This is a genomic window from Brenneria populi (assembly GCF_036016195.1).
In the GTDB taxonomy this organism is placed as follows: Bacteria; Pseudomonadota; Gammaproteobacteria; order Enterobacterales; family Enterobacteriaceae; genus Brenneria; species Brenneria populi.
In genome coordinates, this window is record NZ_JAYWTM010000006.1 from 124,049 (window position 1) to 138,702 (window position 14,654).

General features: G+C 56.9%; 14 protein-coding genes, 1 tRNA gene and 2 pseudogenes. 8 read left to right on the forward strand and 9 right to left on the reverse strand.

Features of this window, described 5'->3' with window-relative positions; genetic code table 11:
• From VSX58_RS08075 to VSX58_RS08105, 7 genes are read left to right on the forward strand one after another with little or no spacing between them, the layout of a single operon-like run.
• The gene (locus tag VSX58_RS08075) at positions 1-1,302 is read left to right on the forward strand and encodes a Zn-dependent hydrolase (RefSeq protein WP_327617640.1); all 1,302 of its coding nucleotides are present in this window, start codon (positions 1-3) and stop codon (positions 1,300-1,302) included.
• A complete protein-coding gene (locus VSX58_RS08080; RefSeq protein WP_327617900.1) occupies positions 1,302-2,297 on the forward strand; it encodes a hydroxyacid dehydrogenase in 996 nt (331 codons plus the stop codon). The genes VSX58_RS08075 and VSX58_RS08080 overlap by 1 nt, the downstream gene beginning before the upstream one ends.
• A 4-nt stretch (positions 2,298-2,301) precedes the next feature.
• A complete protein-coding gene (hutG, locus tag VSX58_RS08085; protein ID WP_327617641.1) occupies positions 2,302-3,489 on the forward strand; it encodes an N-formylglutamate deformylase in 1,188 nt (395 codons plus the stop codon).
• Between the two features lie 2 nt (positions 3,490-3,491).
• Positions 3,492-3,920, forward strand: coding sequence for an acetyl-CoA carboxylase biotin carboxyl carrier protein (locus tag VSX58_RS08090; RefSeq protein WP_327617642.1), 429 nt, complete (start codon positions 3,492-3,494; stop codon positions 3,918-3,920).
• Positions 3,921-3,923: 3 nt separating this feature from the next.
• Positions 3,924-5,345 (forward strand): acetyl-CoA carboxylase biotin carboxylase subunit, encoded by a 1,422-nt coding sequence (gene accC / locus VSX58_RS08095; protein ID WP_433913808.1) that lies wholly within the window; start codon positions 3,924-3,926, stop codon positions 5,343-5,345.
• Entirely contained in the window at positions 5,342-6,559 is a 1,218-nt protein-coding gene (locus VSX58_RS08100) for a pyridoxal phosphate-dependent aminotransferase (RefSeq protein ID WP_327617643.1), read from the forward strand. The genes accC and VSX58_RS08100 overlap by 4 nt, the downstream gene beginning before the upstream one ends.
• A 17-nt stretch (positions 6,560-6,576) precedes the next feature.
• The gene (locus VSX58_RS08105; protein ID WP_327617644.1) at positions 6,577-6,957 is read left to right on the forward strand and encodes a RidA family protein; all 381 of its coding nucleotides are present in this window, start codon (positions 6,577-6,579) and stop codon (positions 6,955-6,957) included.
• A 203-nt stretch (positions 6,958-7,160) separates the two neighbouring features.
• Here VSX58_RS08105 and VSX58_RS08110 read toward each other — a convergent pair.
• The 5 genes and pseudogenes from VSX58_RS08110 to VSX58_RS08130 all read right to left on the reverse strand — a co-directional run.
• A pseudogene (locus tag VSX58_RS08110) lies at positions 7,161-7,280 on the reverse strand (transposase); the annotation flags it as partial.
• 11 nt (positions 7,281-7,291) lie between these two features.
• Positions 7,292-7,408 (reverse strand): annotated as a pseudogene (locus VSX58_RS08115) (Arm DNA-binding domain-containing protein); the annotation flags it as partial.
• A gap of 355 nt (positions 7,409-7,763) precedes the next feature.
• Complete coding sequence (locus VSX58_RS08120) at positions 7,764-8,570, reverse strand: helix-turn-helix transcriptional regulator (protein ID WP_327617645.1); 807 nt, start codon at positions 8,568-8,570, stop codon at positions 7,764-7,766.
• Positions 8,571-8,794: 224 nt separating this feature from the next.
• Positions 8,795-9,070, reverse strand: a complete 276-nt coding sequence (locus VSX58_RS08125) for a type II toxin-antitoxin system RelE/ParE family toxin (RefSeq protein ID WP_327617646.1) — start codon at positions 9,068-9,070, stop codon at positions 8,795-8,797.
• Positions 9,071-9,073: 3 nt separating this feature from the next.
• Positions 9,074-9,322 (reverse strand): CopG family ribbon-helix-helix protein, encoded by a 249-nt coding sequence (locus tag VSX58_RS08130; RefSeq protein ID WP_103808671.1) that lies wholly within the window; start codon positions 9,320-9,322, stop codon positions 9,074-9,076.
• Between the two features lie 185 nt (positions 9,323-9,507).
• Here VSX58_RS08130 and VSX58_RS08135 point away from each other — a divergent pair, with 185 nt between their 5' ends.
• Positions 9,508-9,963: a cation:dicarboxylate symporter family transporter gene (locus VSX58_RS08135; protein WP_327617901.1), complete on the forward strand. Its 456-nt coding sequence runs from the start codon at positions 9,508-9,510 to the stop codon at positions 9,961-9,963.
• Between the two features lie 606 nt (positions 9,964-10,569).
• Here the strand turns inward: VSX58_RS08135 and VSX58_RS08140 are convergent.
• From VSX58_RS08140 to lptF, 4 genes are all read right to left on the reverse strand, one after another.
• Complete coding sequence (locus VSX58_RS08140) at positions 10,570-11,826, reverse strand: tyrosine-type recombinase/integrase (RefSeq protein ID WP_327617647.1); 1,257 nt, start codon at positions 11,824-11,826, stop codon at positions 10,570-10,572.
• A gap of 186 nt (positions 11,827-12,012) precedes the next feature.
• Positions 12,013-12,097, reverse strand: a tRNA-Leu gene (locus VSX58_RS08145).
• A 193-nt stretch (positions 12,098-12,290) separates the two neighbouring features.
• A complete protein-coding gene (gene lptG / locus VSX58_RS08150; protein WP_327617648.1) occupies positions 12,291-13,361 on the reverse strand; it encodes an LPS export ABC transporter permease LptG in 1,071 nt (356 codons plus the stop codon).
• Entirely contained in the window at positions 13,361-14,461 is a 1,101-nt protein-coding gene (gene lptF, locus VSX58_RS08155) for an LPS export ABC transporter permease LptF (RefSeq protein ID WP_327617649.1), read from the reverse strand. The genes lptG and lptF overlap by 1 nt, the downstream gene beginning before the upstream one ends.
• Positions 14,462-14,654 lie beyond the last annotated feature (193 nt).

The window sequence follows — 14,654 nt, forward strand, 5'->3', positions numbered from 1 at the left end:
GTGTTGAACAATCTTAATTTAGCGCCGGACATGGAACTGGCTGAAAAACTTTTTACCGCGCTGCGGGACTGCGGCTTCGACGGGCGCGGCATCACCCGTGACTCCTATGGCGCCGGCGAGCAGCGGGCGCACGAATTGATGGCCGCCGAGGCGCGGCGACTGGGACTGACGGTTCAGCGCGATGCGGCGCTCAACCTTTATATTACCTACCCGGGCTCGGATCCGGCGGCGTCGGTGGTGATGACCGGCTCGCATCTGGATTCGGTGCCTTGCGGCGGCAACTTCGACGGCGCCGCCGGCGTGGTGGCCGGCATGGCGATCCTCTCGGCATGGGCGCGCGCCGGGGCGCGGCCCCGGCGCGCGGTGTGCGTGGTCGGTATCCGCGCCGAGGAAAGCGCCTGGTTCCCGGTGTCCTATGTGGGCAGTAAAGCGGCTTTCGGCATTCTGGAGTCCTCCGCGTTGCAGAGCCGCCGTGTGGATACGGGCGCGACCCTGGCAGAGCATATAGAGCGCCTGGGCGGCGAGCCGCAAAAGGCGGTGGTCGGGCAGGGCTATCTACAGCCGGAGCGGATCGATAGCTTTACCGAACTGCATATCGAACAGGGGCCGGTCCTGTTGGGCGATGGGGTTCCGCTCGGCGTGGTCAGCGGCATTTGCGGCAGTCTACGCTACCGCGAGGCGCAGGTGATCGGCCGTTATGCGCATTCCGGCGCCACGCCGCGTCTGTTCCGTCAGGATGCGGTGGTGGCTTTCTCCGGATTGGTGGCTCGTCTACAGCAGCGCTGGGCGGAAATGGAAGCGCAGGGCCATGAGTTGACGCTGACTCTGGGTAAGGTCAACACCGATGCGGTGCAGGCTGACTTCAGCAAGGTTTGCGGACAGGTGCGCTTTTGCATCGACATCCGCTCACGCCATCCGGAAACGCTGCAACAGATGAACCGCGAGATCCATGCCGTGGTTAAGGGGCTGGAGGCTGAATACGGCGTGAGCTTTATGCTTGGCGAGCAGTCGGGCAGTCAACCGGCGGTGATGGATCCTGTGCTACAGGAGACGCTGAGCGATGCGGCGACGGCGCTGAAGACGCCCTATCGGGTGATGCCCAGCGGCGCCGGCCACGATGCCGCGGTCTTCGCCAACCGGGGCATCCCGACGGCCATGCTGTTTGTGCGCAATGCGAATGGCAGTCACAACCCTGAAGAGGCCCTGAATATGAATGATTTCCGCGACGCCGCCGGCGTCCTCGGTCGGATGCTGGCGCAGCGTGCCGGCGCCGGCGCGGTCGCTGCGAAGGAGATGGCGTGATGAGCAACTGTGTGATTGCCCAGCCGATCCATCCGATCGGCTGTGAGCTACTCAAGGCGGCTGGCATCAATGTGGTGTACCCGCCGGAGCCGGGTTTGGCGGCGCTGGCCGGGGTAATCGGCACGGCCGACGCGGTGATCGTCCGCGATCGTTTCCCGGCGCAACTGATCGACGCGGCGCCGAACCTCAAACTGATCGCCAATCATGGCACCGGCACCGATAAGATCGACGTCGCTCATGCCCACGCCGCCGGCATTCCGGTGGCCTACACGCCGGACGCCAATGTACGCGCGGTGGCTGAACACGCGCTGATGCTGATGCTCGCCACGGCACGCCGCGCGGCGGCGGCCGACGCGGCGACGCGGGCCGGGAATTGGCGTTTCAAGTACGACGCAGAGATGCTCTCGCTCTATGACAAAACGCTTGGCATTGTCGGCTGGGGGCGCACCGGGCGCTTACTCGCGCGGATGGCCGCGCAGGCGCTGGGTATGCGTGTGCTGGCGTGGTCGCCGCGCGCGGGCGCCGATGAATTCGCTGCGCTCGGCGTGCAGCGCATGGCAAGCCTTGAGGCGCTGCTGCGCGAGTCCGATGTGGTGTCGTTGCACCGTCCGCTGCGCGCCGATACCGCCCACACGCTGGATGCGGCCGCGCTGGCCTGCATGAAAGCGGACGCCATTGTGGTCAATACCTCGCGCGGCGGTCTGATTGACGAGGCGGCGCTGGTCGCGGCGCTGGGGAACGGACGGCTGTTTGGTGCAGGGCTGGATGTGTTCGAATGCGAACCGCTGCCCCCGGAATCGCCGCTGTGCGAACTGCCCAATGTGTTGCTCACGCCGCATGTGGCCGGTTCTTCGCGTGAGGCGTTGATCGCTACGGCGAGCCAGTGCGCGCGGCAGGTGATCGATGCGTTGCATGGGCGCCAGCCGGACAATCTGGTGGATGCCGGTATCTGGGCGCAGCGTCGTAGCCAATTAAAATCTATGACACAAGGATAAGAACATGACTCCTCCCATCTTTACCCTTAGACAAGGGCATGCACCGCTGCTTATTTCCATCCCGCACTGCGGGGAATACCTGCCGCCGGAACTTGCCGCGCGCATGAGCCCGCAGGCCCGCCGCGTACCCGATACCGACTGGCACCTGCCGCGTCTTTATGAACTGGCCGCCGGGTTGGGGGCTTCGGTGCTACAGGCTAATTACTCGCGCTATGTGATCGACCTGAACCGCGCCTGCGACGGCAGCAACCTGTATCCGGGGCGGAAGACCACCACGCTGTGCCCGACCTTCACCTTTCATGACGAACCGATCTATGCGGATGCCGCCGATGAGCCGGACAAGGCCGAGATCGCCTCGCGCATCGAGACGTACTGGCAGCCGTATCACACGGCGTTACAGCAGGAAATCGCCCGTCTGGTGGCGCAGCATGGGCAGGTACTGGTATGGGAGGCGCATTCCATCGAGAGCGAGTTGCCCATGCTGTTCGACGGGGTGTTAACCACGCTTAATCTGGGGAACAACGACGGAGTCTCCTGCGCGCCGGCGATTCTTGAAGCCAGCGCAGAGGTGGCGCGTGACAGCGGTCTGACGTGGTCGGCCAACTCGCGTTTCAAGGGCGGCTATATCACGCGCCACTATGCCGATCCGGCGCACGGCGTGCATTTTCTGCAGTTGGAAATGGGGCGGCGCGCCTATATGGATGAGGGCGAGCCCTGGAAATGGCGCGATGAGCCGGCCGAGCGCACACGTCAGATGTTGCGGAAAATGGTGGCGGCGGCGCTGGGCGCTCTGCCGGAGCGTGCCGCAAACGGATGGAGCGATATCGCAACGATCCGCAAACTGGCGCGCGCGCAGCGCCGCCTCGGCATCGGGCAAGTGGAGATCGGCGCCGAGGGGGAACGGGTGAAAATTTGCATGGGCGAGGCTCAGGCTTGCGCACCGGTAGCGGCAGTAGCGCCCGGCGTCACGCTGCGCGCCAGCGCGCTCGGCGTACTGGAAGCGGTAGCAACGCCGGTGCGCGCGGGCGACGTTGTGGCTGCCGGGCAGGTGCTGGCGAATGTGCAGCTTGGCGAACGCCGCGTGGCGGTGCCTGCGCCGCACGCCGGGCGCATCAGCGAGGTGCTGGCCGCGCCGGGGAGTCGTGTGGATTACGGTATGGCCTTGTTCACCCTATTGCCGGAGGAAAACTGAAAATGCAGGTGGAATTCAGTCGGGTTGAATCGCTATTGCAGCTGGTGGCCGAGGAAGGCATCGAAACGCTTGAGGTTGAAACGTCGCAGTTTGTTATCCGCATCCAGCGGCAGGACGGCGTACCGATAGCCGTACCGGCGGATACGGCGCAGGCGGTCGCGGATGATGTCGCCTGCGTTGCGGCGACGGATGCGCGGCAGGTGTGCGCGCCGGTTGATGGCGTTTTCTACCGCGCCGCCAGCGCCGGCGGCGCGCCGCTGTGCGAGACGGGAACCCGGGTGGCGCCCGGTGCGCCGCTGGGCATCATCGAGGCGATGAAGATCATGAATCAGATCGTGGCCGACTGTGAGGGCTGTGTGGCCGAGGTGCTCGCCACCGATGGTGAGATGGTGAGCCAGGGCCAGCCGCTGTTCATCATTACCAGGGGATAGGGCATGTTCACGAGGATCCTGATTGCCAACCGCGGCGAGATCGCGCAGCGCATCCAGCGCGCCTGCCATGGTCTGGGCATTGAGACGGTCGCGGTATTTTCCGAAGCCGACCGTGACGCGCTCTATGTGCGTCAGGCCGATGATGCAATCTGCATCGGCCCGGCGGCGGCGCGTCAGAGCTACCTGAAAGGCGATGTGCTGATCGAGGCGGCCCGTCTCACCGGTGCGCAGGCGATACACCCGGGTTACGGCTTCCTCAGCGAGAATGCCGATTTCGCCGCGCAGGTGGAGGCGGCCGGGCTGGTTTTCATCGGCCCGGCCTCCGCCACCATTCGCACCATGGGCGATAAAGTGCTTGCCAAGCAGGCGATGCAGCAGGCCGGCGTGCCTTGCGTACCGGGCAGCGAGGGGGTGATTGCCGGTGACGCCGACGCGATCCTTGCCGAGGCGCGGCGCATCGGTTTTCCGCTGTTGATCAAAGCCGCCGGCGGCGGCGGCGGGCGCGGTATGCGCCGGGTGGATGCCGAGGACGAGGTGCTGGCGGCGGTGGACATGACGCGCGCCGAGGCGGGCGCGGCCTTCGGTAATTCATCGGTGTTTATGGAACGTTATCTGACGCATCCCCGCCATGTGGAGATCCAGGTGCTCGCCGATCATCACGGCAGCGCGATATGGCTAGGGGCGCGCGATTGTTCGATGCAGCGGCGCAATCAGAAGGTCATCGAGGAGTCGCCGCCGCCGGGCATTGAGCCGGCGGTCATCGCGGCCATCGGCGAGCGTTGCGCGCAGGCTTGCCGCTTGCTGGGCTATCGCGGCGCAGGCACCTTCGAGTTTCTGTATGAGGAGGGAACCTTCCACTTTATTGAAATGAACACGCGCGTGCAGGTGGAGCATCCGGTCACTGAGCTGACCGCCGGTGTCGACATCGTACAGGCGCAGATTCGTGTGGCCGCCGGCGAGCCGCTGCCATGGCGGCAGTCGGATATCCGCTGTTGCGGGCATGCCATCGAATGCCGTATCAACGCCGAACACCCGGTAAGTTTCATGCCCTCGCCGGGTACCCTGACGTGCTGGGTGGCGCCGGGCGGTCCGGGCATTCGCGTCGATTCGCACGTGTTTTCGGGCTACACCGTGCCCGCGCATTACGACGCCATGATCGGCAAGCTTATCGCCTATGGTCAGGATCGCGAGGAAGCGCTAGCGCGCATGCGCGTAGCGCTCGCCGAAACGCGGGCGGAGGGGATTGCGACCAATATCCCGCTGCACCGTCAACTTCTGGTGGACCCGGCTTTCTGCGCCGGAGCCCCCGACATTCACTATCTGGAAGGTTGGCTGGCTTCCGCCGACTTTGTCCTTCCGGATCCCTGCCTCCCCTCTGACGCTTTGCGGGAAGCCAGACAACATCTGAAGGAAAACGTATTATGAATCCGATAGCAGAGAAATTCGCCAAACTGGGAACCGATCATGCACCGGGACAAGAGGTGCGGCAGGCCGCCGGCGATGCCGATGGCATCGGCGACAGGCTGGCGGGCACGGCGGTGGATTTTTCTCATGGCGATGTCAATCCCACCGCCTTCGCCCCCACGCCGGGCGCCATCGAAGCCTTTGTGGCCGGGGAGGCGCGCGGCGGCAGTCAGGCTTATACGGAGTATCGCGGCGGCGGCGAGCTGCGGGCCGTGCTGGCCGAGCGGCTGGCGGCTTTCACCGGCAAATCGCTGGACGGCGCACGCGAGCTGATCCTCACGCCGGGCACGCAGGGGGCGCTGTTTTTGGCGATAGCCTCCTGCGCGATGGCCGGCGACAAAGTGGCGATTATGCGTCCAGACTATTTCGCCAACCGCAAGTTGGTGGAGTTCCTCAGCGCCGAGATCGTGCCGGTGGAGATGGATTACCTCACCACCGAGGATGGCGCAGGTATTCGCCTTGATGAGCTGGAAAATGCTTTTAAAGCCGGCGCGAAGACCTTCCTGTTCTCCAACCCCAACAACCCCACCGGCGTGATTTACTCCGCCGCTGAAATCGCCCGGATCGCCGGGCTGGCTAACCGCTACGGCGCCACGGTGATCGTCGATCAGCTCTATTCGCGCCTGCTGTACTCGGGCGTGAACTACACGCATCTGCGCGCCACTGATATCAATGCGGACAACGTGGTGACCATCATGGGGCCCTCGAAAACCGAATCGCTCTCTGGTTACCGTCTCGGCGTGGCCTTTGGCGCGGCGCACCTGATCGAGCGCATGGAAAAGTTGCAGGCCATCGTCTCGCTGCGCGCGCCGGGCTATTCGCAGGCCGTACTCAACACCTGGTTCGCCGAGCCGGAAGGGTGGATGGAGCAACGCATCCGGTTGCACCAGGCCATCCGCGACGACCTGCTGGACGTCTTCCGCGCCGTGCCGGGCGTGACAGTGCGTACTCCGGAAGCCGGCAGTTACCTTTTCCCACAGCTGCCGCCGTTGGCCGTGTCGCTGCATGACTTTGTACGCCATCTGCGCGCCCAGGCCGCGGTCACCGTCACCCCGGGGACTGAATTCAGCCCGCACCGCACCGACAGCATTCGTCTGAACTTTTCACAGAACCATGCCGCCGCCGTGCAGGCCGTCGAGCGGCTGGCCGAACTTATCACGCGTTACCGCGCCTGAGCATCAGGAGAGATGAAATGAGCATCAAGGCATTCAGCAGCGACCGCGCGCCGTTGCCCGCAGGCACTTATAGCGTCGCGTTACAGGCAGGAGAACTCGTCTTTCTAGCCGGACAGACGCCGCGCGACCGCGCCAATGTGCGCCATGGCGATAAGCCCTTCGCCTTCCAGGCACGCATGGCGCTGGATAACCTAGAGGCCGCGGCCAACGCCGCCGGCCTCTCGCTGAAGAACGCCGTCAGGGTCGGGGTGTTCCTCCGCAACCCCGCCGACGCCAAAGAATTCGACGGCATCTACGCGCAATATGTCGGCGCCCCCCCGCCGGCGCGTACGCTGACGCAATCGAACCTAATGGGGTTCGACATTGAAATTGACGCCATTCTATACCGCCCGGTTTAGTGCGCTGGCGGCGTAATGAAGTAAGAAATATTTACTCCCTGTAATATTTACTCCCTGTAATGGGGAGTAATAGCCGATGGCTGATTTGAGCCGTAACGGCGGCATCCGCGAAAGTGGCAGGAGAAAGCGCAGACGACACCCAGGGTCAGGAATACGGATTTGTTGATGGCGCGGCCCGTCCTGCCGGACTTTTATCACAATACAGTCAAGTTTTTCTTCACCAGTCGCGGTTCGAATGTGGCGTTACGATCGCGCATAGTATGCAGCCCTAGTGGGCCATCCCTGGTAATGACAGTTTTTGTGGAATAACCGTTGCGAGTGCTTCACGCCGGGGATACCAGCGCTTAGAGCCGTTGGGACTCACCAAAAGATACAGACCATGCGCGTCCGCGAGTTTGTAGGCTTTCTCGCGCGGCTTGGCGGTACGGGCAACAACGTCGGTCAGCGCCATAATTTGGGGGCAACTCATAATCAAAGTGAATTGACCCTTATCTTGACCCCTCATCTTGACCCCCAAATCATTTGGGTATCAATGGACGAAAAAAGGCCAGTGTGGATAAAATAGACAAAATCGCAGAGAGGAGTGTGGAATTAAAATCGTTATTTTACAGTGTGATATGGACGTTACTGGACGATTATGGACATAAAAAAAGCCACCCTAAGGTGACTTAATTTTCATACAATGGTGCGAAGGCCGGACTCGAATTTTACAACGTAAGCAACTGATAAATATAATTGTTAAAAACAAGAGCTATTTGATTGTATACTCAGCCTCGTTTATTTTAAAAACGATATAAATCAATTAATTAAACTTCATCTTCGCCATCTTCAACAGGCTCTAACGCATCAAGCGAAACCTTCACCATAGCGATTGAGCCAATGCGGATAAAGGCGTCCTCACCATCCATATCGGTGATCACATAACGTTCCGCTGTCTCTGGGTCACACTCCAATATCTCAAAGAATGAACCTAACTGACCGATGTCCTCAATATCTTCATCTTCAGGTTCATCTGGCTCAACACTCAGTCCGATAATCGGGCCACCATTTTCCAGGGTAATGTGGACATTATAATAGAAATCTTCATCCCTATTCTCATCTCCATTACTGTAAATGGGGGCAACAGGTTCAAATAGGAATTGGTGAAATATTACTTCACGAGTATTTAACGCATAGCGATACTGGTCTGAGTCGAACACAAAAAAGCGTTCTACTCCCGGATACGTTTTCTCCTGAAAATAAGCATAGAATCGACGTTTATCAGCCGCAGATATCGCTAACCAGAGCGGATCTTGGTGCCCCCTAAGATAGAGTTTTACAGACCAAACACTGCTATCGATCTCAATGCCTTTGGCTGCAAAATGATTCAAATATTCATCAGCTTGACTACGATAGGTACGGAATTCCTTCAGCACTTCATCACCGTCGGGAAACACTGCGCTTAACGGCTTATTCAAAACAGCGCATATCGCCTGCGCCAAGCCTAGTTTGGCGGCAACCTTACCAGCCTCTATACGCTGAATCTGCTGCTGGCTAGTTCCCACTCTTTCTGCCAGCTCACGTTGAGTGATGGATAGCTGGGTGCGAAGTTGCTTGATCTTATTCTGCGGCATAGTGCAATACTCCATATAGAACTCACACCATTAAAACACACGATTGAGTAAAAAACACAAAATAGTGTTTTTATGTATTCATCTTGCTGCTTTAAGTACAGCAGCAAAGGCAGGGTTACAGATGGAGAGAAGTGCTAACGTACTCAAATTATTCATTGAGCTTGCTGTTCCTACGATAAGCAATTTTTAAAGTTTGGTGGGGTTTCTATCGAAGACAACGAAATTTAACGGTTTTCTCGTGTATGCCAAAGATCGACGATATAAATAGTATCGTGCTGAATTTCATAGTGAACTTCATAATCATCAAACAAGATTTTTCTCACCTCGCGTGGTTCATATCTTACCTGAGATACGCCGATTCTCGGGTGGTCAGCAAGCCCCGTGGTGCCGATGATCAAGCGATCTAACACCTCGTCAGCATGTTGCCGACTGTACTGACTGGCAAACCCATAAATACGTTCCAGGTCATCCTGTGCCTTTTGCGTCCAACGTATTTCCATTGATTATGACTTTTTGAGTTTGTTGGCGAAGTCGATCACATCTGCATGGCTTACGACTCTTCCCGCATCGACATCAGCAAGACCTTTCAAAACCCGCTGATGCCTCCGTTCTCTCTCTTCAATCATTGCGGTCAGCGCTTCTTTAATCACCCAACTTTTGGATCTATCCAGTTCAATAGCCAGGCTTTCAACCGCAGCAGCAAGTTCGGCGGGTATCTGAGCACTGATCGTCTGTTTCGCTGGTTGTCCCATGAGCATCACCCTTTAATAAAAGTTAATAGCACTTATTAAAATAGCATGATTTTATTAGCGTCACTACCTGTGGCAAGCACAATATCAGCATCCCTAGATTAGCCCCATAGATCACCAGACACTTCGCCTCTCTTAAAATAAGAGGTAGTTTTGGAACTATGTTTAACACCAGTCAGAATAATAAGATGGTTGAAGTGTTATCAGGACCTGAGCGGCGTCTGCGTCGTACACCGCAGGAAAAAATTGCCATTATTCAGCAGACTATGGAACCCGGTATGACCGTGTCTCATGTCGCTCGCCTGCATGGCATCAATGCTACGCTTTTTATCGCACAGCTTTATGGTATCCACTTAGGGCTGCAAGAATTGATATTATTAGTTCTGACAATGGTGGTAACGTCCAAAGGCGCGGCGGGCGTGCCGGGGTTTATGTTTGTCATTATGTTGGCGACATTATCAAGCGCCGGGCTTCCTCTTGAAGGACTGGCGTTAATTGCAGGCGTCGATCGAATAATGGATATGGGACGGACAGCGTTGAATGTCGTCGGCAACGCGCTTGCTCCTCTGATTATTGCAAAATGGGAAGGCTTGTATGATGAAGAGAAAGGGCGACACTACCTCCAGTCGCTAACCTGCCGGTAAATTTACAATCCGCGTGATAAGCCTCCCCTGAAATTTTGGGGAGGTTCGCAGTTAAAGACAGGAGAATCCAATCTCAGGCTGTCTACAGCAACGGTCACCGCATGCAATGATGGATCTCAAACCAGCTATTTATGACATTTGCCCACTGGGAGGTCATTCAGGTGGTCTTGACAGGAGGAGATATTTTTTTAGATTAATTATCAGCTAGTTCATAGCAAAAAACGATCCCAGTTAGGTGAGCCAGATTTTAGCTTCATGACGTCCCCAACGATCGATAAGCAAAAAGCTAAGTCCTACTTCGAAGCACTCGAAGGGCAAGCCATTCCTCTTTTTAAGGTGAATATCAAGACTGCTGAATTGCTTCGAGACTTCATCATTCAGGGAGGCTTTGAGTTAGAGATACCTGTTCAGGGGTAAGATCCCGATTAACATTAAGCGCCCAGTTTCCACGCTTGAATAAATCTAAGATGGGGAAACTGGGAATCTGTTATATCAACGCAACTCAGTTTTCGTTTACTATTCTTAATAGCGAATAATTTTTAGGCACCCCAGTGGCTTCTGTTATGCCGATAGGGAGGTAATCTGTTCGCCATCTACTACTACATATTAATCCGCCGTCAACTTCCCAAAATCAAACGGACTCACCGCCTTCTCCCGATTCGCATCCAGAAAATCCGCCCACCATTGCAGCATCAGCTTACGTTCGTCCAGATGCTCCGCCTTATGGATATACGCTGCTCGCACAGAGTTACGTTCCATATGGCTCATCTGCCGTTCTACCGCATCCCTCGACCATAATCCCGATTCAATCAGCGAACTACAAGCCATAGTGCGAAAACCGTGGCCGCAAACTTCAACCTTGGTGTCATACCCCATTACCCGCAGCGCCTTATTCACTGTATTTTCACTCATTGGCTTACGTGGGTCGTGATCGCCAATAAAGATCAGTTCATGGCCGCCACTGAATTGCTGTATTTGCTTCAGGATAACCAGCGCCTGTCGGGACAGTGGTACCAAGTGCGGAGTGCGCATCTTAGAGCCACGATGAGAATGTTTTACACCTTCGATGGGCTCACGCTCAGGAGGGATGGTCCACATTGCAGTTTCAAAATCGATCTCTGACCAACGGGCAAAGCGCAGTTCGCTGGAGCGGATAAAGATCAATAGCGTCAACTCGACCGCCAAACGGGTTAACGGCCTGCCAGTGTAGTTATCGATGCGCTGAAGCAGTTCGGGAGTATGTTTTAGTTCCAGTGCAGGACGATGTTGCCGATTGCTGGACGCCACTGCCCCTGCCATTTCCTGTGCCGGGTTGTAGTCGATTAATCCGCTCTGTACCGCATAGCGCATTATTGCGGTGGTGCGTTGCTGAAGGCGTGAGGCGACTTCAAGACGTCCAGACTGTTCAACCGCCTTGATAGGCGCTAACAGGTCACGGGTTTTGAGTTCAGCGATGTTGCGTTCGCCGATAACCGAGAAGAGATTATCCTCCAGGCTTTTCAGTACGCGACGGCTATGCTCTTCCGACCACTTTTTATTGGTGGCATGCCATTCAATGGCAACGTCTCGAAAGGTCAACGCCTCGCTCTGTTCAATCTTATCAGATTTCTTTTTATCACCAGGGTCACTGCCGTTCGCCAGTAGCTTACGCGCTTCATCACGCCGCGCTCGTGCATCGGCCAGAGAGACATCAGGATAAACACCCAGCGCCAACATCTTCTGTTTACCGCCGAAGCGGTACTGTAGGCGCCAGTATTTTGAGCCATTAGGGTGAACAAGCAAGTGCATGCCGTTGCCGTCGGTAAGCTTGTATTGCTTATCGGCAGGCTTGGCTGTTCTGACTTTGATATCAGTAAGCGCCATGTTTAGGCCCTCCCTGTTGGTATATGCATTATCGAACCGGAAATACCATCATCTGTACCAACAACTGTTGGTAGATGTACATTGAAGTCGGTTGACCCTGAGAGAGTTAATATAGCGGGAAAGGGAGATAACTACTGGATTTCAGACATAAAAAAAGACCTCAGTTGAGGCCTATTTACATACTGTTGGTGCCGAAGGCCGGACTCGAACCGGCACGTATTTCTACGGTTGATTTTGAATCAACTGCGTCTACCGATTTCGCCACTTCGGCACGAAGGGTATGCGGAAAACGGGTGCATTATACCGTTTGCCGACTCGTGCGCAACTCTAATCCATCCGCTGCCGGTTTAAGTGCTGAAAAAATCATCTTTGGCAAAGTGTTATCCTATTTTCAGGATGTAGGTGCGCCGTGGTCGCAAAAAAGGCGCCGAGCGGCGCCTTGGGTTTTGGCCATTCGGCTTCGCCTAACGGCGTTTTAACAGCAGCGCGATGCTGATTATCATAAACACGGCGCTGGGCAGAATGGCTCCTAATACCGGCGGAATGCCGTAGACCAGACTCAAGGGGCGGAAGATTTCATTGAGCAGGTAGAACAGGAAGCCGAAGCTGATGCCAATGACGATGCGCAGACCGGCGGGAACGCTGCGCAGCGGGCCAAAGATGAAGGATAGCGCCATCAGCATCATAACGGCGACGGAGAGCGGCGCGAAGATTTTGCTCCACATGCTCAAGACGTAGCGGCTCGACTCTTGTCCGCTTTGTTTGAGGTAGCTGGCGTAGTTGTACAATCCGCTGATGGAGAGGGCGCTCGGTTCCAACGCCGCCACGCCGAGCTTGTCGGGGGTCAGGTTGGTTTTCCATTCGCCGCTCAGCGTTTGGCTGCCGCCGATCTGTTTGCCGTCGACCAGGTCGGATTGATCAACCTGGGAAAGTTTCCAGGCGTTATCCTCATACAGGGCGGATGCGGCGTAGCGCACCGAGAGCAGTTTGTTTTGATTATCGAAGCGGTAGATGTTGACCCCGGAGAGCTCCTTGTCGTTCACCACCCGCTCAATAAAGATGAAGTCGTTGCCGTCTTTGGCCCAAAGGCCGTTCTGCGTCGAGATCATTGAGCCGCCGGAGATCATCTGCGAGCGGTAGTTGCGCGCCAGCTGTTCCCCTTTTGGCGAAACCCACTCGCCGATCGCCATGGTGATCAGTACCAGCGGGATGGCGGTTTTCATGACCGCGGAGGCGATTTGCAGGCGGGTAAATCCCGCCGCCTGCATAACCACCAGTTCGCTGCGGGTCGCAAGCTGGCCCAGCCCAAGCAGCGCGCCGAGCAGCGCCGCCATCGGAAAAAAGGTTTCGATATCTTTCGGCACGCTGAGCAGCGTATAAAGCCCGGCGCCGAGCGTCGAGTAGCTTCCCTGGCCGACCTTGCGCAGCTGGTCGACGAACTTGATGATGCCGGAAAGCGACACCAGCATGAACAGCGTCGTCATAATGGTGGTAAAAATCGTTTTACCGATATAGCGGTCGAGTACGCCAAACATCAGGCCGCCCCCCTCAGTGTCAAACGGGCGCGTATTCTGCGCATCGGCACGGTATCCCAGATATTCAACAGCACGGCGATGCCGATATATGCCAGGTTTGTCGTCCAGATCCAGATCATCGGGTCTATTTTCCCTTTGCCGGCGTTGGATCGCAGCGAGCTTTGCAGCAGGAAGAAGATAAGATAGAGCAGCATGGCGGGGAGCATGCTCAGCACCCGGCCCTGGCGCGGATTGATGACGCTCAGCGGTACGACCATCAGCGCCATGATCAGGACGGAGAGGATAAGGGTAAGACGCCAGTGGAATTCGGCGCGGGCGTCATGACTATCCGAACGCCAGAGCGTCGGCATATCCATCTGCTCGACATCGCTGTTATCGAGCGTGACGGACTGATGGCCAATCACCGCCTGGTAGTTGGTAAAGTCGGTGATGCGAAAATCGCGCAGCAACGCGGTGCCTTCATAGCGCGCGCCGTTGTCCAGCGTCACGACCTGGGTGCCGTCGTCGTTCTGCGTGACGTGTCCGCGATCGGCGACGACGACGGAAGGGCGCGCGTTGCCCCTGGGCCGCAACTGGGCCAGAAAGACGTGTTCGAATTCCGAACCTTTGACGTTGCCGACGAACAGTACGGCGTTGCCGCCCTGGGCTGACTGGAACTGCCCCTCCACCAGCGTCGCCATGCCCGGGTTGGCTTTCGCCTCGGCCATCACCACTTCCTGATGGCGTGAAGACCAGGGGCCGAGCCATAGCGCGTTGACGGTCGCCGCCGCCGCCGTCAGCAGCCCGAGCAGCAGCGCCGCCTTAAGCAGCACGCTTTTGCCGAGGCCGCAGGCGTGCATCACGGTGATCTCGCTTTCCGCGTACAAACGGCCGAACGTCATAAGTAACCCGAGAAACAGACTTAATGGCAAGATGAGCTGCGCCATTTCAGGCACGCCTAATCCCAGTAGGGAAATAACCAAATTGGTCGGAATATCGCCGTCAACGGCGGCGCCCAATATCCGCACCAATTTCTGACAAAAGAAAATCAGTAACAGAATGAAAAGGATGGCCAGTTGGCTTTTAAATGTTTCCCGTACCAGATATCGAGTGATAATCACGCTTAATTACGCCTGTGAAAACTTGTCTTTTTGCAGGAAAGCCGATAGTTTCTTCGCTAACTCGCCATTTATACTCATTTGTGGCAACCTTCGTAGCTAAAACTGTATTACAACATACTGTGTTTGGGGTGTTTTATCAGAACCTGCTTATACTGATCGAAGCAGATTCGTTACGTCGTTAAGATTAACACAG